20 protein-coding genes are annotated in these 20,151 nt (G+C 61.0%); 15 read left to right on the forward strand and 5 right to left on the reverse strand.

Annotated elements, in window-relative coordinates:
- Window positions 1-150: 150 nt before the first annotated feature.
- Both fabG and fabD read right to left on the reverse strand, forming a co-directional pair.
- Window positions 151-888: a 3-oxoacyl-[acyl-carrier-protein] reductase gene (fabG, locus tag WH91_RS01965; RefSeq protein ID WP_046169330.1), complete on the reverse strand. Its 738-nt coding sequence runs from the start codon at window positions 886-888 to the stop codon at window positions 151-153.
- Between the two features lie 57 nt (window positions 889-945).
- Window positions 946-1,896, reverse strand: coding sequence for an ACP S-malonyltransferase (gene fabD / locus WH91_RS01970; RefSeq protein ID WP_046169331.1), 951 nt, complete (start codon window positions 1,894-1,896; stop codon window positions 946-948).
- A 126-nt stretch (window positions 1,897-2,022) separates the two neighbouring features.
- On the opposite strand from fabD, the gene WH91_RS01975 reads away from it, so the two are divergent.
- The 7 genes from WH91_RS01975 to radA all read left to right on the forward strand — a co-directional run bounded on the left by WH91_RS01975 (window position 2,023) and on the right by radA (window position 8,916).
- On the forward strand, window positions 2,023-2,796 hold the full coding sequence (locus tag WH91_RS01975; protein ID WP_046169332.1) for a hypothetical protein: 774 nt from the start codon (window positions 2,023-2,025) through the stop codon (window positions 2,794-2,796).
- A gap of 225 nt (window positions 2,797-3,021) precedes the next feature.
- The gene (gene rpsF, locus WH91_RS01980; RefSeq protein WP_046169333.1) at window positions 3,022-3,438 is read left to right on the forward strand and encodes a 30S ribosomal protein S6; all 417 of its coding nucleotides are present in this window, start codon (window positions 3,022-3,024) and stop codon (window positions 3,436-3,438) included.
- A gap of 18 nt (window positions 3,439-3,456) precedes the next feature.
- The gene (rpsR, locus tag WH91_RS01985) at window positions 3,457-3,711 is read left to right on the forward strand and encodes a 30S ribosomal protein S18 (RefSeq protein WP_046169334.1); all 255 of its coding nucleotides are present in this window, start codon (window positions 3,457-3,459) and stop codon (window positions 3,709-3,711) included.
- 275 nt (window positions 3,712-3,986) lie between these two features.
- Window positions 3,987-4,562 carry a 50S ribosomal protein L9 gene (gene rplI, locus WH91_RS01990; RefSeq protein ID WP_046169335.1) on the forward strand — a complete coding sequence of 192 codons (576 nt, stop codon included), beginning with the start codon at window positions 3,987-3,989 and terminating at the stop codon, window positions 4,560-4,562.
- A gap of 251 nt (window positions 4,563-4,813) precedes the next feature.
- Complete coding sequence (locus WH91_RS01995; protein WP_046169336.1) at window positions 4,814-6,298, forward strand: replicative DNA helicase; 1,485 nt, start codon at window positions 4,814-4,816, stop codon at window positions 6,296-6,298.
- A 2-nt stretch (window positions 6,299-6,300) separates the two neighbouring features.
- Window positions 6,301-7,428 carry an alanine racemase gene (gene alr / locus WH91_RS02000; RefSeq protein ID WP_046169337.1) on the forward strand — a complete coding sequence of 376 codons (1,128 nt, stop codon included), beginning with the start codon at window positions 6,301-6,303 and terminating at the stop codon, window positions 7,426-7,428.
- A gap of 87 nt (window positions 7,429-7,515) precedes the next feature.
- The gene (gene radA / locus WH91_RS02005; protein ID WP_046169338.1) at window positions 7,516-8,916 is read left to right on the forward strand and encodes a DNA repair protein RadA; all 1,401 of its coding nucleotides are present in this window, start codon (window positions 7,516-7,518) and stop codon (window positions 8,914-8,916) included.
- Between the two features lie 8 nt (window positions 8,917-8,924).
- Here the strand turns inward: radA and WH91_RS02010 are convergent, their stop codons facing one another.
- Window positions 8,925-9,290, reverse strand: coding sequence for a DUF2200 domain-containing protein (locus WH91_RS02010; RefSeq protein WP_046169339.1), 366 nt, complete (start codon window positions 9,288-9,290; stop codon window positions 8,925-8,927).
- 293 nt (window positions 9,291-9,583) lie between these two features.
- On the opposite strand from WH91_RS02010, the gene WH91_RS02015 reads away from it, so the two are divergent.
- The 4 genes from WH91_RS02015 (at window position 9,584) to WH91_RS02030 (ending at window position 13,191) form a co-directional block, all read left to right on the forward strand.
- Complete coding sequence (locus tag WH91_RS02015) at window positions 9,584-10,213, forward strand: CvpA family protein (protein ID WP_046169340.1); 630 nt, start codon at window positions 9,584-9,586, stop codon at window positions 10,211-10,213.
- Window positions 10,214-10,355: 142 nt separating this feature from the next.
- On the forward strand, window positions 10,356-11,858 hold the full coding sequence (gene purF, locus WH91_RS02020) for an amidophosphoribosyltransferase (RefSeq protein ID WP_046169341.1): 1,503 nt from the start codon (window positions 10,356-10,358) through the stop codon (window positions 11,856-11,858).
- The gene (locus WH91_RS02025) at window positions 11,858-12,592 is read left to right on the forward strand and encodes an SDR family NAD(P)-dependent oxidoreductase (protein ID WP_046169342.1); all 735 of its coding nucleotides are present in this window, start codon (window positions 11,858-11,860) and stop codon (window positions 12,590-12,592) included. Before purF ends, WH91_RS02025 begins: the two co-directional genes overlap by 1 nt.
- Window positions 12,592-13,191 carry a GNAT family N-acetyltransferase gene (locus WH91_RS02030; RefSeq protein ID WP_046169343.1) on the forward strand — a complete coding sequence of 200 codons (600 nt, stop codon included), beginning with the start codon at window positions 12,592-12,594 and terminating at the stop codon, window positions 13,189-13,191. Before WH91_RS02025 ends, WH91_RS02030 begins: the two co-directional genes overlap by 1 nt.
- A gap of 207 nt (window positions 13,192-13,398) precedes the next feature.
- Here WH91_RS02030 and WH91_RS02035 read toward each other — a convergent pair whose 3' ends face one another.
- Entirely contained in the window at window positions 13,399-14,661 is a 1,263-nt protein-coding gene (locus tag WH91_RS02035; RefSeq protein WP_046169367.1) for a hemolysin family protein, read from the reverse strand.
- Between the two features lie 210 nt (window positions 14,662-14,871).
- Here WH91_RS02035 and WH91_RS02040 point away from each other — a divergent pair, with 210 nt between their 5' ends.
- The 3 genes from WH91_RS02040 (at window position 14,872) to WH91_RS02050 (ending at window position 17,164) form a co-directional block, all read left to right on the forward strand.
- On the forward strand, window positions 14,872-15,297 hold the full coding sequence (locus WH91_RS02040; RefSeq protein WP_158409502.1) for an MAPEG family protein: 426 nt from the start codon (window positions 14,872-14,874) through the stop codon (window positions 15,295-15,297).
- Complete coding sequence (locus tag WH91_RS02045) at window positions 15,297-16,589, forward strand: RsmB/NOP family class I SAM-dependent RNA methyltransferase (RefSeq protein ID WP_046169345.1); 1,293 nt, start codon at window positions 15,297-15,299, stop codon at window positions 16,587-16,589. The genes WH91_RS02040 and WH91_RS02045 overlap by 1 nt, the downstream gene beginning before the upstream one ends.
- Window positions 16,590-16,678: 89 nt before the next feature.
- The gene (locus WH91_RS02050) at window positions 16,679-17,164 is read left to right on the forward strand and encodes a TspO/MBR family protein (RefSeq protein WP_046169346.1); all 486 of its coding nucleotides are present in this window, start codon (window positions 16,679-16,681) and stop codon (window positions 17,162-17,164) included.
- Here WH91_RS02050 and WH91_RS02055 read toward each other — a convergent pair.
- Entirely contained in the window at window positions 17,161-18,405 is a 1,245-nt protein-coding gene (locus tag WH91_RS02055; protein ID WP_046169368.1) for an acyltransferase family protein, read from the reverse strand. The two genes, WH91_RS02050 and WH91_RS02055, sit on opposite strands and share 4 nt — an antisense overlap.
- 97 nt (window positions 18,406-18,502) lie before the next feature.
- Between WH91_RS02055 and guaA the strand changes: the two genes are divergently transcribed.
- Window positions 18,503-20,071, forward strand: a complete 1,569-nt coding sequence (guaA, locus tag WH91_RS02060) for a glutamine-hydrolyzing GMP synthase (RefSeq protein WP_046169347.1) — start codon at window positions 18,503-18,505, stop codon at window positions 20,069-20,071.
- Window positions 20,072-20,151 lie beyond the last annotated feature (80 nt).

The following is a 20,151-nucleotide window of genomic DNA, read 5'->3' on the forward strand; positions in this document are numbered from 1 at the left end:
TCAAGCGCCGTGTTGGCTGACTGCGCGCAATGTATGCGCGCTTTCGGACGCCTGCAAGGCAGACCACCACGGCTGTCGACGGCGGCGAGTATCACAGGCAACGCCTTTGCCAGAAGCCAGTTCCCCGGTTTTCAACGGGTTTCCGGCGGTTTAGATCATCGCCATACCGCCGTTAACGTTCAGCGTGTGGCCCGTAACGTAGCCGGCAGCGTCGCTTGCAAGGAAAACTGCACAGGCGGCAACTTCCTGCGCCGTACCCAGACGGTTGGCAGGAATTGTCGAGAGAATCGCCTCGCGCTGCTTGTCGTTGAGTTCCTCGGTCATGGCCGAGGCGATGAAGCCCGGTGCAATGGAGTTGACGGTGATGTTGCGGCTGGCAACTTCATGCGCCAGCGCCTTGTTCATGCCGATCAGTCCTGCCTTTGAGGCGGCATAATTACCCTGCCCCGGATTGCCCATGACGCCGACGACCGAGGAAATGCCAATGATGCGGCCGAAGCGCTGCTTCATCATTCCACGCAGCACTGCACGGTTAAGGTGGAAAGCGGCGGTAAGGTTGACGGCGATGACCTCGTCCCACTCCTCGTCCTTCATGCGCATGAAGAGGTTGTCGCGGGTCATACCGGCGTTATTGACCAGAATATCGAGGCCCCCCATGGCGGCTTCGGCGGCTGGGACGAGCTTGTCGACTTCATCGAGCTTGCTGAGGTTTGCCGGCAGGATCGGGCAATCCTTGCCGATCTCCCTGGCGGTATCTTCCAGCGCGCCGACACGGGTGCCGGACAGCGCGACGGTGGCGCCGGCGGCAGCGAGGGCCTTGGCGATCTCGCGCCCGATGCCGCCGCTGGCGCCAGTCACCAGAGCGCGTTTGCCAGTTAGATCAAACATTTAGTTCTCCCCTGCGGAGCTATGGACTCAAGCACTTCACAGCTTGATTCAATTTGGTCAGGCCGAAAGTTCGGCCACGAAGGCTTCGATTTCGGCGGGTGAGCCGACGGCATTGGCGACGGCTTCGGCATTAATACGCCTGGCGAGGCCGGTGAGAACCTTGCCGGTGCCCAACTCGGTCAGATGCGTGATGCCGCCGGCGCCGGTAAGCCAGGTGACGGTTTCGGTCCAGCGGACGACGCCAGTGACCTGTTCGACGAGACGCTGGCGGATTTCGGCGGGATCGGAAATCGGCGTAGCCAGCACGTTGGCGACCAGCGGCACGACAGGCGCGTTCATGGCGACTTCGCCAAGAGCCGCAGCCATGGCATCGGCAGCGGGCTGCATCAGCGCGCAATGGAAGGGTGCTGAAACCGGCAGCAGCAAAGCACGTTTTGCGCCCTTGGCCTTGGCGATTTCGACGGCGCGCTCGACGGCGGCAGTGGAGCCCGAGACGACGACCTGGCCGGGCGCATTATCGTTGGCGACATCGCAGACATCGCCCTGAGCGGCCTCGGCGGCGACTTCCCGCGCGGTCTCGAGATCCAGACCCAGCAGGGCCGCCATGGTGCCGTGGCCGACCGGGACGGCCTTCTGCATGGCCTGGCCGCGCGTCTTGAGCAGGCGAGCGGCGTCGGCAAGCGAAAACGTGCCGGCAGCAGCGAGGGCCGAATATTCGCCGAGCGAATGGCCTGCGACGTAGGTCGCGTGATCGGCGAGGCGGATGCCCTTGGCTTCCAGCACGCGCATCACCGCCATGCTCACGGCCATCAGGGCCGGCTGAGCGTTTTCGGTGAGTCGCAGGATATCGTCGGAGCCTTCGAACATGATGGCCGACAGGCGCTGGCCGAGGGCTTCATCGACTTCCTGGAACACCGCGCGGGCTTCGGGATAGGTGGCCGCGAGGTCCTTGCCCATGCCAACGGACTGGCTGCCCTGCCCCGGAAAGGTGAATGCGCGCTTGGTCATCAAAGGCCCTCTTTGGCTCAGTTAGACAATCCGCATGGCGGATGTCCAGTTGCGCGGCGTTTGAGCGGGAGTGTGTGGCGGAGTCAAGGCCGGGGAAGCTAACCTTTGCGGGGCAAAGGACGGATTATGACCAGAAACGCAAAGAAGGAACGCGAACGAGCAATACTCGGAATGCACCTCGATCTACTGAACTTATGTCCTGACGAGATAATTTTTAGCGAAACGCCGGACTTTATAATGGACATTTCGAGGTCTAAGGTCGGTGTCGAAGTTACTGAGTACCACACCTCTGAAAACGTAGGTGGATACAGTCGGATTTCTGTAGAGAGGGCGTGGAAAGAACTGCGGACGCTTGCATACAAAAATGCTGCTAACGCATCGGCCTACAGGGATTATGTCCTAGTTTTTCATTTTCGCGAGGCAGTCCCTCAAAGGAAAGAATTTGATAACTTCATAGGCCACGTACAAGCGCTGCTCGAAAGCCAGAGGTCGATACTGAATGACGACAGGGAGCATGTTTATTCTGGCGCCAACTTGGACGATGTGCTCGCGCAATACTGCGAAGAGGTGCGCATTAGGCATGTGAAGTTCTACGCAATGTGGGATTCAAATCTCACCGTTGGTTGGGTAGGAACATCAGAAGATGAACTATGCGATGCCCTAATCTCTAAACTGACTGCAGAATTTCCTCGGATGGATAGCCTGCATCTCGCGTTCTTTGGAGAAGGCAATTCCATAGCAACCTACATTGGCGCCACTCACCCCGAAGCGCTTGGCGCTTATGCACGCCTGAACGGCCTGCTACAGGCCAGCAGTTTCTCGGTGGTATCAATTATTAATTCGGACGAGAGCTGTTTATGGGACAGAACGTTCGGCTGGCGGCCAGCCGGTAAGCCTTAAGCACCCACTTGCGTTTCGCTCCCCCTTCCCCTATAGCCGCCGCAGTAATTCGTTTGGCCGGGGGCTGAACGGAGGGTTTGTCATTCGCAAGGATGGCGAATAGGGCGCAAGTCCGGCCTCCCGTGTTCCCGCTCTTTGCACGACTGCTTTGATGCCCTTTCCGGCGTCAAGGAGGCTCCGCGCCAGACATTTGCTGTGTTTAAAACCACAAAGGAAGGCGCATTAATGGCCCTCTACGAACATATCTACATGGCTCGCCAGGACGTTTCCCAGCAGCAGGTCGAAGAGCTTACTACTGCTCTGACCGAAATCCTCGCTAGCGGCGGCGGCAAGGTCACCAAGAATGAATATTGGGGCCTCAAGGGTCTCTCCTACCGCATCCGCAAGAACCGCAAGGCGCACTACACCTTGCTGAACATCGAAGCAGCGCCAACCGCTGTTGCCGAGATGGAACGCCAGATGCGCATCAACGAAGACATCCTGCGCTTCATGACCGTCCGCGTGGACGAGCTTGAAGAAGGTCCGTCGGCGATGATGCAGAAGCGCGATCGTGACGATCGTGATGGCGAACGTGGTGGTCGTCCCGACCGCGGCAACGATCGTGGTGGCTTCGGCGGCGAACGCCGTCCGCGCCGGTTTTAATTGAAGGACTGAACAGCTATGGCAATCAAAGACCTTACAACCGCCCAGGCCCGCCGTCCTTTCCAGCGTCGCCGCAAGACTTGCCCGTTCTCGGGTGAAGGCGCGCCAAAGATCGACTACAAGGACGTGCGCCTGCTGAGCCGTTACGTTTCCGAGCGTGGCAAGATCGTTCCGAGCCGCATCACCGCCGTTTCTGCCAAGAAGCAGCGCGAACTGGCCCAGGCGATCAAGCGTGCCCGCTTCATCGGCATCATGCCCTACGCAGTCCAGTAAGTTCGCTGGGCTGGCGATCTAGCGGCGGTTCGCTGCGCTTCCGGTGCTCACGTACTTTAGTACGCTCCGCTCCGGTTCTCGCGAACCACCACTATCTCATCCAGCCCAACGACTTTCTGTTTGGCCTACTTGTGCCCATCACTGGGCGTAAGTGCCAGACTACTGGCCTACCCTTCCGAGGGTGGGCCGCGTCTTTAGAGACGCATCGCTGGGGTTCTGGATGGTCCGGGGCTCCTAACCGTCAGTTAGACGGGACAGCCACAAGGAATACCCAAATGAAAGTTATTCTCCTCGAGCGTATCGGCCGCACCGGCTCGATCGGCGACGAAGTCTCCGTCAAGGACGGCTACGCGCGTAACTTCCTGCTGCCGCAGGGCAAGGCGCTCCGCGCCACCGCTGCGAACCGCCAGAAGTTCGAAGGCGAGCGCGCTCACATCGAGAAGCGCAACGACGACCGCAAGAACGCGGCTGCCGGCATTGCCGAAGGCCTCAACGGTCGTGAAGTCGTGATCATCCGCCAGGCCGGCGAAACCGGCCAGCTGTATGGTTCGGTTGCATCGCGCGACGTCGTGGAAGCCCTGGCTGCCGATGGTTTCACCATCCAGCGTTCGCAGGTCGACCTCGCAGACCCGATCAAGGCAGTTGGCGTTCACACCGTGGCGCTGAACCTGCATGCCGAAGTCGCCGTGTCGATCACCGTCAACGTTGCGCGCTCGACTGACGAAGCTTCCCGCCAGTCGGCTGGTGAAGACGTCACGCTCACCGTCTATGAAGACGATGACAACGGCGACTTTGCTGCCGGCCAGAAGGACGCAAAGCAGGACGACCGTTTCGACGACGATCCCCGCTAAGCTTCTGCATATGTTTTGAAGAGGCCGGGCCCAGTGCCCGGCCTCTTTGTTTTTTGGTGAAGTTTGCGCGCCACGACTCGCTGCGCATGCCATTGTGCTGCCTTGCTCGTATGCAACACACGATGGCCACAATCCCCGTTGTTCACAGTGTTCACAGCAGGCGTTACCCAACGTTAACCAGCGCGTCTGTAGGTCGAGACTCTGGCCCGCGCCGCGTGGTTAAGAAAGGTCAACACTCCCTTAGAGGCACCATGGCAGAGATCGCGCGGCTCCATCCGGCAGAAGACAAGTCGTTCCGTTTGGCGCCCCACAATGTGGAGGCGGAGCAAGCCCTGCTGGGCGCGATCCTGATCAATAATGACGCCTTCTACCGGGTGTCGGATTTCCTTGAGCCGACGCATTTTTATGAGCCGGTGCACAGGGACATCTATGAGCTGGCCGGCAAGATCATCCGCGCCGGCAAGTCGGCTGACCCGACCACGATCAAGACCCACCTGCCCGACCAATTGCTGCCTGACATCACCATGGCGCAGTATCTGGCGCGTCTCGCTGCCGAAGCGACCACGGTCCTGAACGCAGCGGATTATGGGCAGGCGATCTATGACCTGGCGATTCGTCGCAACCTGATCCTTGTCGGCGAGGAAATGGTGCAGGTCGCTTACGAATCCGACGTCGAGATGACGCCGAACAAGCAGATTGAAAAAGTCGAAGGCGAGTTGTTTCAGCTGGCCGAAAAAGGTCGCTACGACGGCGGCTTTCAGAATTTTTCCAGCGCACTCAGCGCCTCGATCCAGATGGCTGGCGAAGCCTATCAGCGCGACGGCGGGCTATCGGGCGTGGCGACCGGCCTCGATGACCTCGATCGCCAGATGGGCGGCTTGCAGAAGTCCGACTTGATCATCATCGCTGGCCGCCCTGCCATGGGCAAAACCTCGCTGGTGACCAATATCGCCTTCAATATTGCCAAGGCCTATCGCAGCGAAGTGACGCCCGACGGCCACACCAAGACGACCAATGGTGGCACCGTCGGGTTTTTCAGCCTGGAAATGAGTTCGGAGCAGCTGGCGACGCGTATCCTTGCCGAGCAGGCCGAGATTTCCTCGTCCGATATCCGCCGTGGTCGCATCCACGACAGCCAGTTTTCCAAGCTGGTCGATGTTTCGAATATGATGAGCAAGCTGCCGCTGTTCATCGACGATACCGGCGGCATCAGCGTCGCCCAACTTGCAGCGCGAGCGCGTCGCCTGAAGCGTCAGAAAGGCCTCGACTGCCTGATCGTGGACTATCTGCAGCTGTTGAGTGGTTCGTCCAAGGCATCGAGCCAGAACCGCGTGCAGGAGCTGACCGAAATCACCACCACGCTCAAGGCGTTGGCCAAGGAACTGGAAATTCCGGTCATTGCGCTGTCGCAGCTGTCTCGTCAGGTAGAATCACGTGACGACAAGCATCCGCAACTGGCGGATTTGCGCGAATCGGGTTCTATCGAGCAGGACGCCGACGTGGTGATGTTCGTGTATCGCGAAGAATATTATCTCAAGAACAAAGAGCCCAAAGAGGGCACCGTCGAACACCAGTCTTGGCAAGGGGATATGGAAAAGGTGCATGGCAAGGCTGAAGTTATTATCGCCAAGCAGCGCCACGGCCCTACCGGCACAGTGCAGCTGAGCTTTGAGGCGCAGTTTACGCGCTTCGGCAATCTGGCACGCGCCGACTATCTGCCTGAGCGCATGGAATAGGCATGGCGCTGACGTCGGGGCTTGGGGGACAACTTAGTATCGACCTCGGGGCGCTAGCCCGGAACTGGCGGGCCCTCGACAAGGTCAGCGCGGGCGCGCTGACGGGCGCCGTGGTCAAGGCCGACGCCTATGGCACCGGCATCACCATGGCAAGCAAGGCGCTGCATGCCGCAGGCGCTCGCTTTTTCTTCACCGCCACGGTGGATGAAGGCATGGCCGTGCGTGCCGCCGTGCCCGATGCGCATATCTTCATTCTCAATGGGCTTTATCCGGGCGCTGCCAACCTTTACGTGCGGCAAAACCTGATGCCGGTGCTGTCTTCGATGGCGATGCTCGAGGAATGGCTGGCCAAGTGCCTCGAGCGCAACGAGGCCTATCCGTCGGCATTGCATTTTGACACCGGCATGAACCGGCTCGGCTTCCGCCTCAATGAGGCCAGCGTGGTTCGCGATCGCCTGCAGGCGCTCGGCTATGCGCCACAGATGATCATGAGCCATCTGGCCTGTGCGGATCAGCCCAACCACGAAAAGAACCGCACCCAGTTGGCGCTGTTCGGCTCGGTGATGACGCAGTTTCCCGGCGTGCCGGCCTCGCTGGCAAATTCGGCCGGCTTGATGACAGGCCGCGACTATCACTTTCAGATGGTCCGGCCGGGCATCGCGCTTTATGGCGGCCGGGCGGTGACGGGCCGCAAGAACCCGATGGCGCCGGTGGTGACGCTGCATGTACCGATTTTGCAGGTCAAGGAAGCGCGCACTGGCGAGAGCGTTGGCTACGGCGCCAGCCATTCGCTGTCACGCGACAGCCGGTTGGCGGTTATTTCACACGGCTATGCCGATGGTTACCTGCGCTCGCTGTCGGCCAGCAACACGCGTCCGGGCGGCAAGGTGGTCATTCGTGGGAAGGTCTGTCCGGTGATCGGCAAGGTGTCTATGGACCAGATAACCGTCGATATCACCGAGCTCGGCTTAGACATTCCAAGTCCTGGCGAAGGCGCCGAAGTGCTGGGCAATATCCTCGACGTCGACGACCAGGGCGATGCGGGTGGCACAATCGGATACGAAATCCTGACCTCGCTCAAGGGCCGCTACAGCCGCAACTACATCGGTGACGGGAATTTGCCAGCCTAGGAAACGGCAGGTTAGTTCTCTTTTTGTTCTTGCCGTGATCGAGAGGCTCCGCTACAGCAAGGAGAGGCTCTAAACCCGAGTATCCGCGTGGCTAAATCCCGTTCTTCCTTTGTGTGCCAGGCTTGTGGCGCGGTGACGTCTCGCTGGCAGGGGCGGTGCGATGCCTGCGGCGACTGGAACACCATTGTCGAGGAACTGACCGATAGCGGCGTGGGCGCTGGACCCAAATCGGCAAAGGCCGGCGGGCGGGCGACCAATCTGGTGCCGCTGTCGGGTGAGACCGAGAGCGCCGCGCGTGTGGTGACCGGCATGGCAGAGTTCGATCGCGTGACTGGCGGCGGCTTCGTCAAGGGCTCGGCGCTGCTGGTGGGCGGCGATCCCGGCATCGGAAAGTCTACGCTTCTGCTGCAGTCGGCGGCGGCACTGGCCAATCGCGGCAAGCGCGTCATCTATGTGTCGGGCGAAGAAGCGGTAGCGCAAGTGCGGCTGCGGGCGCAACGGCTTGGGCTCGGCGAGGCGAATGTGATGCTGGCCGCTGAAACCAATGTCGAGATCATCCTCGCGACGCTGGAAAATGGCCCAGTCCCGGACCTCGTCATCATTGATTCTATCCAGACGCTGTGGACCGACCGCGTCGATAGTTCGCCCGGCACGGTGACCCAAGTGCGCACCTCGGCGCAGGCGTTGACGCGCTTTGCCAAGAAGAGCGGCGCGGCTGTGGTGCTGGTGGGCCATGTGACCAAGGACGGGCAGATTGCAGGTCCGCGCGTGGTCGAGCACATGGTCGACGCGGTGCTGTATTTCGAGGGCGATGCCAGCCACACCTTCCGCATTTTACGGGCGGTGAAGAATCGATACGGCGCGACCGACGAGATCGGGGTGTTCGCGATGACCGAACTGGGGTTGGAGCAGGTGCTCAACCCGTCGGCGCTGTTCCTTGACCAGCGCGATGACGATGCGACCGGCTCAGCGGTGTTTGCCGGCATGGAGGGCACGCGGCCGCTGTTGATTGAAATCCAGGCCTTGGTGGCCCCCTCCCCGCTTGGGACGCCGCGGCGCGCCGTGGTGGGCTGGGATTCGTCGCGGCTTTCAATGGTGCTGGCGGTGCTGGAAACCCGCTGCGGGGTGCGGATCGGCGCCAATGACATCTATCTCAATGTAGCGGGCGGGCTGAAGATCAACGAACCAGCGGCGGACCTTGCAGTGGCGGCGGCGCTTATCTCGTCGCTGACTGGTTCGCCTTTGCCGAAGGATTCGGTATATTTCGGCGAAATCTCGCTGGCAGGCGGCATTCGCCCGGTGGCGCATGGTTCGATACGACTACGCGAAGCGCAGAAGCTTGGCTTCAAGTCCGTGTGTACCGGCCGGTTGGGGACGGCGGACAAAAGTACCGGTCTTGAGGTTTCGGAATTTACCGCGCTGGCGGACTTGGTTGGACGGATTGCGGCCAATGGCAAGCCGAGGGAAGCCCCTCGCGACGAGTGGTAATGCCTGTACTAGCTCTGCGCTTGTCGCAGGATTTTTTGCATGGGGCGGCCTTTGGCCAGTTCGTCAATCAGTTTGTCGAGGTAGCGTATCTCACGCATGGTGGGTTCTTCGATCTCCTCGATGCGCACGCCGCAGATGACGCCGGTGATCAGAGATCGGGCCGGATTCATGTGCGGAGCCCGGTCGAAGAAGTCCTGGAAAGTGGTCATGTCGACCAGTTCTTGATCCAAGGTGGCTTGAGTATGGCCGGTCAGCCAGCACATGACCTCGTCGACCTCAGCCTTGGTGCGGCTCTTTCGTTCGACCTTGGCGATATAGAGCCGATAAACGCTGGCGGCGCTGGTGGCGTAAATCCGGTGATTGCGGTCGTTCATGGCTATCCCCTTCGCTCAAGAGAATAGCGGATTAGATGCGGGATTCAACCGGGACCGCGGGTTGAATTCCGGCGCCTGACCGGCGCAGTTGCCTTGTAATCACGCCGAACATTGGAGCTCCGCTTCCAATTCCTCGGTCGCTGAAATTGCCGCGACGAGAGATTTCTGCGCCCAAGTTTACGCTTTCTTTGGAGATCGTGCCGGGTGCGGCCTGACGGTCTTGGCATTGGCTTACAAAGCGGTTAAACGAAGCCTCTCATGCCGGGGCGGCAACTGGAGCTAGGCGAAGACATATGCTGACAGCGTTCGACGTTGGTGTGGGTGTGCTGGTGCTGATTTCAGCAATCCTTGCAACCGCCCGTGGCCTTACCCGCGAAGTGCTTTCGCTCGCGACCTGGGCCGGCTCTGCGGCTATCGCCATTTATATGTGGCAGTATCACCCGGAAATCGCGCGGCAGTATATCGATGAGGCCATCGTGGCCGACATCGCCACTGTGGTCGTAACCTTCATCGTTGCGCTGATAGTGTTGCATCTGCTGACCATGCGGATCGCCGATTTCGTGGTCGACAGCCGCGTCGGGCCAATCGACCGCACGCTGGGCTTCGTGTTCGGCGTGTTGCGCGGCGTGTTGATCGCCATCGTCATCACCATTTTTGGCACCTGGCTGCTGCCAAACAACTTGCCGAGCTGGGCTGCGGAATCGCAGTCGCTGCCGCATCTGCGCAGCATGGGCCAGACGCTAATTTCGATGCTGCCGGAAGGTCTCGAGCAACAGGTCACCGACATGCTCAAGGGCGGCACTGGGCTTGCCGAGGATCCGGATGCGCCGGCTGTTCCAGTCGAAGAAGGCACCGACTCGACCGAAGACGGAAGGCCAGCGCCGGTTACGGCTCCAGCGACGCCGGTCGTGCCGCAGGTTTGATCATTTAAAGGTGTGCGCGCCGCGCTCGCCACAACCCTGACCGCTTTGTTCGGCATTGGTCTGGGCGGCCGAAATGGGGTATGGCGTGGGAACACCCAATTTGGTCCGTCGCCTTTGGCGAACGCAGTCAAGCAGCATTGGCATGGAGAGCCCCGTGAACCATCCCAGCGATGACGATTTCAGCATCGACGACGACACGCTGCATGAAGAGTGCGGCGTGTTTGGCATTTTGGGGCATAGCGATGCTTCGACGCTGACGGCACTTGGCCTGCATGCGCTTCAGCATCGCGGCCAGGAAGCGGCGGGTATCGTCAGCTTTGACGGTCGCCAGTTCTATACCGAAAAGCGCATGGGCCTGGTGGGCGACCACTATACGGACCCGGCCCTGCTGGCCAAACTGCCCGGCTCCATTGCTATCGGGCACACCCGTTATTCGACCACCGGCGAAGTGGCGCTGCGCAACGTGCAGCCGCTGTTTGCAGAGCTCGAAGCGGGCGGCATTGCTATTGCGCACAACGGCAATTTCACCAATGGCCTGACACTGCGCCGGCAGATCATCGCGACGGGCGCGATTTGTCAGTCGACCTCGGACACCGAAGTCGTGCTGCATTTGATAGCGCGCTCGCGCCATTCGTCGAGCACCGACCGCTTCATCGACGCCATCCGGCAGATGGAAGGCGGATATGCCATGCTGGCAGTGACCCGCACCAAGCTGATCGCGGCGCGCGACCCCATCGGCATTCGTCCGCTGGTAATGGGCGAGCTGGATGGCAAGCCGATTTTCTGCTCGGAAACCTGCGCGCTGGACATGATCGGCGCGAAGTACATCCGCGACGTGGAAAATGGCGAAGTCGTGATCTGCGAATTGCAGCCCGATGGCTCGATCAGCATCGAGGCCCGCAAGGCGGCGCGACCTGAGCCGGAACGTCCCTGCCTGTTCGAGTATGTTTATTTCGCCCGCCCGGATTCGGTCGTGGCTGGTCGCAGCGTTTACGCGGCGCGCAAGCGTTCGGGCATGAACCTTGCTCGTGAGGCACCGGTCGAAGCGGACGTAGTGGTGCCGGTGCCCGACGGCGGCACGCCGGCAGCTATCGGCTATGCGCAAGCTAGCGGCATTCCGTTCGAGCTTGGCATCATCCGCAACCACTATGTGGGCCGCACCTTCATCGAGCCAACCCAGTCGATCCGGGCCTTTGGCGTCAAGCTCAAGCACTCGGCCAACCGCGCCGAGATCGCCGGCAAGCGCGTGGTGCTGATCGATGATTCCATCGTGCGCGGGACAACGTCGCTCAAGATCGTGCAGATGATCCGCGAGGCGGGCGCCACCGAGGTGCATATCCGCGTGGCTAGTCCGATGATCTATTATTCCGACTATTACGGCATCGACACGCCGGATCCGGAAAAGTTGCTGGCCAACCAGCACGCCACCCTCGAATCGATGTGCAAGTTTATCGGCGCCGATTCGCTGGCATTCCTGTCGATCGATGGGCTGTATGAGGCGGTTGGCGGCGAGAAGCGTAACCCACTGGCGCCGCAGTTTACCGACCACTATTTCACGGGCGACTATCCGACGCAGTTGACCGATCTGAACGGCCGCACCAAGAACGAGCCGAAGAATATCTCCCTGCTCAAAGAGGCCGGTTAATGGCTGGAATACAGGATCTGACCGGCAAGGTCGTCCTCGTCACCGGTGCCTCGCGCGGCATCGGCTATGCGGCGGCGCTGGAAGCGGCCCGCCGCGGCGCTCATGTGGTTGCGGTTGCCCGCACCGTGGGCGGCCTTGAAGAACTGGATGACGAAATCCAGGATCTCGGCTCGTCGGCAACGCTGGTGCCGCTGGACCTGCGCGATGGCGATGCCATCGACCGGCTCGGCGCCGCGATCTTCGAGCGCTGGGGCGCGCTGGATGGCCTCGTGGCCAATGCCGGTCAACTCGGCGTGCTCAGCCCCCTGCCCCATGTGAAGCCGGAAGACTTCGAGAAGGTAATGGCGGTCAACGTGACGGCTAATTACCGGCTGCTGCGCGCTACCGACCTGCTGCTACGCCAGTCGACTGCCGGCCGCGCGGTGTTCGTCTCGTCGGGCGCTGCACGCTCGGCCAAGCCGTTCTGGGGGCTGTATGCCGCCAGCAAGGCTGCGGTTGATGCAATGGTCAAGTCCTACGCCGGCGAGGTCAACCAGACCAAGGTCAAGGTCAACGTGTTCTATCCTGGAGCGGTGCGCACCGCGATGCGCGCCAAGGCGATGCCAGGCGAAAACCCGGATACGTTGGTGAAGCCCGGCGATATCGCGCCGAAGCTGATCGACATGCTGAGCCCTTCGCTCAAGGAAACCGGCAAGTTGTTCGACATGGCTACCGGCGCCTTCGAAGACATCTGATGGTCGTGCTGCGCCCCTATCGCGAGAGCGATCTCGAGGCGCTGTACGAGATTTGTCTCGTCACTGGCGATTCCGGACAGGACGCATCGCCGCTGCATAACGATCGCAAGGTGATTGGTGAGCTGTATTCAGCGCCCTATGGGGTGTTGGAGCCGGAGCATGTGTTTGTCGCTGAAGATGACGAGGGTGTCGCCGGCTATGTGGTCGGGACGCATGATACGGCGGAGTTCGAGGCGCGGTTGGAGCGCGAGTGGTGGCCGCGGTTGCGGCGGCACTATGCGGGTGTTGCGCGGGAAGGCCTGACGGCGACTGATCGTATGCGGGTGGCGGCGATCAATGAGCCAGGTACCAATCCTGCCGATATCGTGGCCAGTTATCCGGCGCATATCCACATGAACCTGCTGCCGCGATTGCGTGGGCAGCGGGTGGGCTCGGAGTTGTTGCGGCTGTGGGTCGAGCAGGCCGAGGCGGCTGGGGTGAGTGGCATTCATCTTGGGGCTAATGACAAGAATGCCGGTGGCGTGGCGTTTTGGACCAAGAGCGGGTTTGAGCCGCTGCAGACTATTGGGCGGACTGTTTGGTTTGGGATAAAGCTTTAGGTCGTTCGTTCGATCCGACCGTGCCTTAGGCCTCGCGTGCAGTTCATCGGGGCCAAACCTACCGCCACCCGACCCCTTTGGGGCCACCCTCCCCACAAGGGGGAGGGATGAGAAAGAGCTGGGACATTTGGTCTGGCGCCTCCCTCCCCTGAATGGGGAGGGATTGAGGGTGGGGTGATGAGAGCCACGGCCTAAGATGCCGGCCACCTACCCCAACTTAGTCATCAGCACCTTGTCGATGCGGCGGCCGTCGAGGTCTACGACTTCGAATTTCCAGCCGTTGTGTTCGAAGGTTTCGCCGACGTTGGGCAGACGATTGATGATGGACAGGACGTAGCCGGCGACGGTCTCGTATTTTGAATCGCGTGGAATGGCGATCTTGAGCTTGTCGCCGAATTCGTCGACGGGCATCCAGCCGGCGACGAGGTAGGAGCCGTCCTCGCGCTTGACCAGGGCCGGGTCATCGCCCGTTTCTTCCTGGAACACGCCGGTGATGACTTCGAGGATGTCGCCCGAGGTGACGATGCCTTCGAAGTGGCCGTATTCATCGACCACCAGCGCCATGTGGACGGTTGAATTGCGGATGGCGCGGACCACGTCGAGTGCGTCGGCATGTTCCATCACAACAGGCACGGGCTGGACGAACTTGCGGACATCGAGCGGCTGGCCATTGGCAAAGACGCTGATGATATCCTTAATCGCAACCACGCCGATGATGGAATCGGCGTCGCCGTCCTGAACCAGAAGGCGCGAGCGGTGAGTGCTCAGGATAGTGCGGCGGATTTCATCGCCGTCATCGGACAGGTCGACCACATCCACGTCGAGACGCGGCGTCATCAAGCCACGGGCGGAACGATCTGCAAGACGCATGACGCCCGAGATCATCGAATGCTCGTCTCTTTCGAATACACCAGCCGTGGTGGCTTCTTCGATGATGGTCTTGACCTCTTCTTCGGTGACCCTCTCCTCGGATTCACCGGCCTGGCCGAGCAGTCGCAGCACCAGCTTGCCGGAAACGTCGAGCACCCAGACTATCGGCGAGCCAACAGCCGCGATGAGCTTCATTGCAGGGGCGACGCGGGCAGCGACGCCTTCCGCATCACGCAGGGCGATCTGTTTGGGAACCAGCTCGCCCAGAATCAGCGAGACATAGGTGATGAGGACAACCACGACGCCTACGCCCAGGACGTCGGCAATATTGTCGGTTACGCCGACCGACTCCAGCCAGTTGGTGAGGCGCAAGCCCAGCGTAGCGCCCGAGAACGCGCCGGACAGGATGCCGACGAGGGTGATGCCAATCTGAACGGAGGAGAGGAACTTGCCAGGGTCTTCGGCAAGGCGGATCGCCGTTGCCGCTCCCTTGTTGCCTTGTTCGGCCATGTTGCGCAGGCGGGCAGGACGGGCGGAGACGACTGCCAATTCCGACATTGCCAACAGGCCGTTGACAATGGTCAGGACGACGACGATCAAAATTTCTACGTACAAGGTTTTTTCATGGAATGCGGCCCCGCAATCAGCATCGGGTCGCTTAAGCTGGAACATTATAGCGGCAAAGGCCTTGCTAGCGCTATGGGTGTAGAAAATTTGTCGCGGCGATGGTCGTTGGAGCGTTATTTCAGAGTCGGCGCAGGCGCTTGGCGTGTCCTTCAATAGTTCAAGGGAAGCTCGAAGATGTCACTGGTGGAGAAACTGCTGATCCTGGCCTTGGCCGCGCAGGCGCTACTGACCGTGAGCATTTTGGTTTGGATGGGCATGGAACGCGTGCCACGCGTAAGAAACGGCGAGATCGCAATGGCTGAAATTGCCGTTGACCGGGATGCCTATCCGCTCAAGGCGCGGCTGCTTTCCAACAACTTCGACAACCAGTTCCAATTGCCAGTGCTGTTCTACGTGGGTGTGATGCTGGCGCTGTGGAGCGGCGGCGCCGGGTGGGTCGAGGTGATCCTTTCGGGTCTGTTTGTGGTGCTGCGCTATGTGCATGCGGGCGTGCATGTTACCACCAATCACGTATTCCGGCGCTTCGGCGCGTATTTCGCGGGCCTTGTGGTGCTGGGCCTTCTGTGGGTATGGCTCGTGCTTCGAATTGTTCTAGCCCCGAGTATCTGATGCGCCTTCCCGGTCGCCTGTCTGCCGCCATTGATGTGTTGACCGACGTGGAAACGCGTAAGCGTCCTATTTCCGAAGCGCTGAAGGCATGGGGGCTCAACAATCGTTTCGCGGGAGCAGGCGATCGCGCAGCTATAGGCAACCTGGTTTACGACGCGCTGCGTCGCCGGGCGTCGCATGCCGCCCTGATGGGCAATGACAGTGCGCGTGCTCTGGTGCTGGCGGTGGCGGTGCGGGACTGGAACGAAGATCCGGCGGCGTTGAGCGCGAGCTTTGGCGCGGACAGCCATGCGCCCGACGCGTTGAGCGAAGATGAATTGGCGCGCGTCGTTGGCGAAGTGCCGGATGACACTGCAGGATTTGTGCTGGCGGATGTGCCGGAATGGCTGGCCCCATCGCTGCAGCGCGGCTTTGGCGATAACTGGATCGCCGAAGGGCAGGACATGGCCGGGCGGCCGTCGCTGGATTTGCGGGTCAATACGCTGAAATCCTCCCGCGAGCGGGTGATGAAGTCGCTAATCCGGTTCACGCCGGCCGAGACGGCCATCTCGCCGATCGGCGTCACCATGCCCGCAGGGCCGGGCGATGCGCGGACGCCCAATGTCACGTCCGACGAAGGCTATCTCAAGGGCTGGTTCGAGGTGCAGGATCAGGGCAGCCAGATCGTAGCGGCGCTAGCCGGCGCGAGACCGGGCGAACAGGTGCTGGACCTGTGTGCGGGTGCCGGTGGCAAGACGCTGGCGCTGGCAGCGGCGATGATGAACAAGGGCCAGATTTTTGCCTATGACAGCGACCGGAACCGGCTGGCGCCAATATATGACAGGTTGAAGCGCAACGGCGCGCGCAATGTGCAGGTGCGGGCGCCGCAGCCCGATGCGCTGGATGACCTGGTGGGCAAAATGGACCGCGTGGTGATCGACGCGCCCTGTACCGGCACGGGCACCTGGCGGCGCCGTCCCGATACCAAGTGGAAGCTGACGCCGGAACTGTTGGCGCAGCGCGTCGGTGAGCAGGCGGCGCTCCTCCTCGAAGCGCAACGCTTCCTGAAGCCGGGCGGCACGGTGGTCTATATTACCTGCTCGATCCTGCCCGAGGAGAATGACGACCAGGTTGCGGCCTTCATCGCAGCCAATCCGGGTTTCTCGTCCACTCCCGCCGCCGAGCTCTGGTCGGTCGCGTTCAACACGGCATTGCCGCTGGGTTTGGAAACTGCGCAGGGCGGCATAGCGCTGACGCCGCGGCTAACTGGGACGGACGGCTTTTACTTGAACGCGTTGCGACTGGCGGCATAAAATCATCTGCCTTCATGCAATCGATTAAGTGAACCATGGCGGGTTGTGAGGCGTTCAATGAGAAATTTCCTGACACGCGAGCAGCCGCCATGACCATCCCCTCCCTTGCCGACTACAAGACGCCCCGCCCTTGGCTGACGCTGGGCATATTTCTAGTCGTCGTGATTGCCGTCGGCGGACTGATCGGCACGCAGTCGGTGCCGGGCTCGTGGTATGCTGGCCTCGACAAACCGCCGTTCAATCCGCCCAACTGGATCTTCGGACCGGTCTGGTTCACGCTTTATGCGATGATCGCCGTTGCGGGCTGGCGCATCTGGATGATCAATCCGAATAGCACCACCATGAAGATCTGGTTCGGCCAGATGGCGCTCAACTGGGCCTGGTCGCCAATCTGGTTCATCGGGCAGATGCTGTGGCCGGCTTTTGCGGTGATCGTTTGCATTTTGGTGCTGATCATCGCCTTCATCGTCTCGGCGCGGAAGCTAGACCACATCGCCGCGTGGCTGTTCGTACCCTATCTGGCTTGGGTTAGCTTCGCGACGCTGCTCAACCTGTCGATTGCGATATTGAACTAGGCCGGTACGACGGCGGGCTGGGGCCGGCTTTCGAGCCCGCGTGCCCAGCGCACCATGGGACGTTCGAGCAAATAGAAGCTGAGCGTAGCTACGGCTAAGCTGATCGCTATCGCAATGGCGCTGGACCATATCCAGATGCTCCAGCCAGTCTCTCCACCGGTCTGGAAGGCGGGCGGCACGAGGCGGGCCATCAGGCCGATGACCAGGAAATGCCAGATATAGATGCCGAAGGAGATTTCGGCGATGAAGCGGGACAGGCGGTTGTCCAGCAGGCGACCGGCAAGGCGTGACGAGGGCAAAGCCACCAACGCGACGCAAATGGCCAACGGCATCCACGGATAGCCGTATGGAATGCCGAGCAGGCCGAAACCCTCATTGAGACCGCCAATATGGACAGCCATGACCCAGGCGGCGGCTGCAACTGCCAGGAGGCCGATACCGTCGAACAGCCAATGGCGCATATCGGTCAGCTTGACCTGAATGCCGGCGGCCAAAGCGCCTAGGGCGAAGATCGCAAAGAAGCCAACCGGGTTGAAGCGCGGCATCCAGGCCTTGGCGCCGCCAGTCAGGCCATGGTTCCAGCCGCGATCGACGTCATCAATGGGCGCCCATTGGACCACCATGGCGTGCAGCAACAGCACCAGGGCGATGATGCCGAGCCAGGCAAAACGGGCGGCCCAGCCCCGCAGGCTCAGGGCAAACAGAATGGCGAGGCAGAAGGGCAACAGGAGGTAGGAGGTCATCTCGAAGCCGATGGACCAGAGCGGGCCGTTGTTATCAACCGGAAACAGCGTCAGCCAATGCCAGTCGCTGACCAGGAAAAAGCCCGCAATCGCGCGGATGACATGCTCACCATCGAGCGCCGAACCGCTGACTGTAACGCTGAGTACGAAGCTTAAAATGAGCGCCAGCCAGAAGCCGGGCAGGATGCGCGCGGCGCGGCGCAGAGCGAAGATGCGCAGCGATGGCATCGGCGCGCCCTTGTCCAGCGCCAACCAGAATGGCCGTGCCAGCAGGAAACCGCTGAGCACAAAGAATACTGAAACGCCGAAGCTGCCCATGACGAGGAAGCGCATGGTGCCGGCGGCCCAATCGGGCACATTGCCCATATCCATGCGAAACGACAGATGGTGCATCAGCACCAGCAAGCAGGCGGCGGCGCGCAGGAAATCGGCGCCAAGCAGTCGCTGTTGAGTCAATTGAAAATCCTGCGTGGGTTTGCGGCGCAACGCGTGGCGCATGCTTTCGTTGCGGTCAAGCCGGAACTGCGACCCGCTGCAATCCTGGTTTGCGCCGCCTACCCTTGCGGAATCTTCGCTACGGCGATATGGCGTCGCCATGCAAACCCCAGAGACTGCCGCCCCCGACGCCATCCTCATCGTGGACTTCGGTTCGCAGGTCACCCAGTTGATCGCGCGCCGCGTGCGCGAAACGGGTGTCTATTGTGAAATTCACCCCTTCAACAAAGCGGCTGAAGCTTTTGCGGCGCTGCAGCCGAAGGGCGTGATCTTTTCGGGCGGACCGGCCTCCGTCACCGATGAAGGCAGCCCCCGCGCACCGCAGTCGATCATCGATTCCGGACTTCCCATTCTGGCCATCTGCTACGGGCAGCAGACTTTCTGCCTGCAGCTCGGCGGCAAGGTAGAAGGCGGTCACCACCGCGAGTTTGGCCGTGCCGATATTGAAGTGCTGGAGCCGAGCGCGCTGTATGACGGCATTTGGGAAGTCGGCGGAAGGTACCCGGTGTGGATGAGCCACGGCGACCGCGTCACCGAGCTGCCCGAGGGCTTCAAGGTGATGGCAACTTCGCCCAATGCGCCCTTCGCCATCGCCGGCGATGAAGCAAAAAAGCGCTACACCACCATGTTCCACCCTGAAGTGGTGCATACCCCCGATGGCGGCAAGCTGCTGGCCAATTTCGTGCATAACATCGTCGGCCTCAAGTCCGACTGGAACATGCTGGCCTATCGCCAGAAAATGGTCGAGAAAATCCGGACGCAGGTCGGCACCGGCAAGGTGATCTGCGGGCTTTCCGGCGGCGTCGATTCGTCGGTGGCGGCGGTGCTGATCCACGAGGCGATCGGCGACCAGCTCACCTGCATCTATGTCGATCATGGATTGATGCGGCTGAATGAGACCGAGCAGGTCCTCACCATGTTCCGCGACACCTATAATATCCCGCTGGTGCATGTAGACGCCTCAAGGGTGTTCCTGCGCGAACTCGAGGGTCAGTCCGATCCCGAGACCAAGCGCAAGATCATCGGCCGGCTGTTTATCGAGACCTTCGAGGAAGAGGCCAGGAAGCTCGGCGGGGCACAGTTCCTGGCGCAGGGTACGCTTTATCCCGACGTCATCGAATCCGTCTCGTTTACCGGCGGGCCTTCGGTCACCATCAAGAGCCATCACAATGTGGGCGGCCTACCCGAGCGCATGAACATGCAGCTCGTCGAGCCGCTGCGCGAGTTGTTCAAGGACGAAGTGCGGGCGCTGGGCCGCGAGCTTGGCCTGCCCGAGAGCTTCATCGGCCGCCACCCCTTCCCCGGCCCAGGCCTTGCCATTCGCTGCCCGGGCGGCATCACGCCGGAAAAGCTGGAAATCCTGCGCCAGGCCGATGCGATCTATCTCGATGAAATCCGCAAGTCGGGCCAGTATGACAAAATCTGGCAGGCCTTCGCAGTGTTGTTGCCGGTGCAGACCGTCGGCGTGATGGGCGATGGCCGCACCTACGAGTTCGTCTGCGCCCTGCGCGCCGTCACTTCAGTCGATGGCATGACCGCGGATTTCTACCAGTTCGACATGAACTTCCTCGGCAAGACCGCTACCCGCATCATCAACGAAGTCCGCGGCATCAACCGCGTCGTCTACGATGTCACGAGCAAGCCGCCGGGTACCATCGAGTGGGAATGAGCGGCCGGTCGGCGCATCTCGGCAGATTTATCTAGCAGTGACGATGGCAAACCGGCTTGCAAACAGCCGGTTTGCCGCGT

This window comes from Devosia psychrophila (assembly GCF_000971275.1).
Classification (GTDB): domain Bacteria; phylum Pseudomonadota; class Alphaproteobacteria; order Rhizobiales; family Devosiaceae; genus Devosia; species Devosia psychrophila.

Bases quoted from the DNA above. Each gene is read 5' to 3' on its own strand.
- rplI (WP_046169335.1), top strand. From the start codon at position 3,987: ATGAAAGTTATTCTCCTCGAGCGTATCGGCCGCACCGGCTCGATCGGC.
- guaA (WP_046169347.1), top strand. From the start codon at position 18,503: ATGCAAACCCCAGAGACTGCCGCCCCCGACGCCATCCTCATCGTGGAC.
- WH91_RS02045 (WP_046169345.1), top strand. From the start codon at position 15,297: ATGCGCCTTCCCGGTCGCCTGTCTGCCGCCATTGATGTGTTGACCGAC.
- WH91_RS02025 (WP_046169342.1), top strand. From the start codon at position 11,858: ATGGCTGGAATACAGGATCTGACCGGCAAGGTCGTCCTCGTCACCGGT.
- WH91_RS02050 (WP_046169346.1), top strand. From the start codon at position 16,679: ATGACCATCCCCTCCCTTGCCGACTACAAGACGCCCCGCCCTTGGCTG.
- WH91_RS02030 (WP_046169343.1), top strand. From the start codon at position 12,592: ATGGTCGTGCTGCGCCCCTATCGCGAGAGCGATCTCGAGGCGCTGTAC.
- rpsF (WP_046169333.1), top strand. From the start codon at position 3,022: ATGGCCCTCTACGAACATATCTACATGGCTCGCCAGGACGTTTCCCAG.
- purF (WP_046169341.1), top strand. From the start codon at position 10,356: ATGGAGAGCCCCGTGAACCATCCCAGCGATGACGATTTCAGCATCGAC.
- WH91_RS01975 (WP_046169332.1), top strand. From the start codon at position 2,023: ATGACCAGAAACGCAAAGAAGGAACGCGAACGAGCAATACTCGGAATG.
- WH91_RS01995 (WP_046169336.1), top strand. From the start codon at position 4,814: ATGGCAGAGATCGCGCGGCTCCATCCGGCAGAAGACAAGTCGTTCCGT.
- WH91_RS02055 (WP_046169368.1), bottom strand. From the start codon at position 18,405: ATGCGCCACGCGTTGCGCCGCAAACCCACGCAGGATTTTCAATTGACT.
- fabG (WP_046169330.1), bottom strand. From the start codon at position 888: ATGTTTGATCTAACTGGCAAACGCGCTCTGGTGACTGGCGCCAGCGGC.
- WH91_RS02015 (WP_046169340.1), top strand. From the start codon at position 9,584: ATGCTGACAGCGTTCGACGTTGGTGTGGGTGTGCTGGTGCTGATTTCA.
- rpsR (WP_046169334.1), top strand. From the start codon at position 3,457: ATGGCAATCAAAGACCTTACAACCGCCCAGGCCCGCCGTCCTTTCCAG.
- alr (WP_046169337.1), top strand. From the start codon at position 6,301: ATGGCGCTGACGTCGGGGCTTGGGGGACAACTTAGTATCGACCTCGGG.
- WH91_RS02010 (WP_046169339.1), bottom strand. From the start codon at position 9,290: ATGAACGACCGCAATCACCGGATTTACGCCACCAGCGCCGCCAGCGTT.
- fabD (WP_046169331.1), bottom strand. From the start codon at position 1,896: ATGACCAAGCGCGCATTCACCTTTCCGGGGCAGGGCAGCCAGTCCGTT.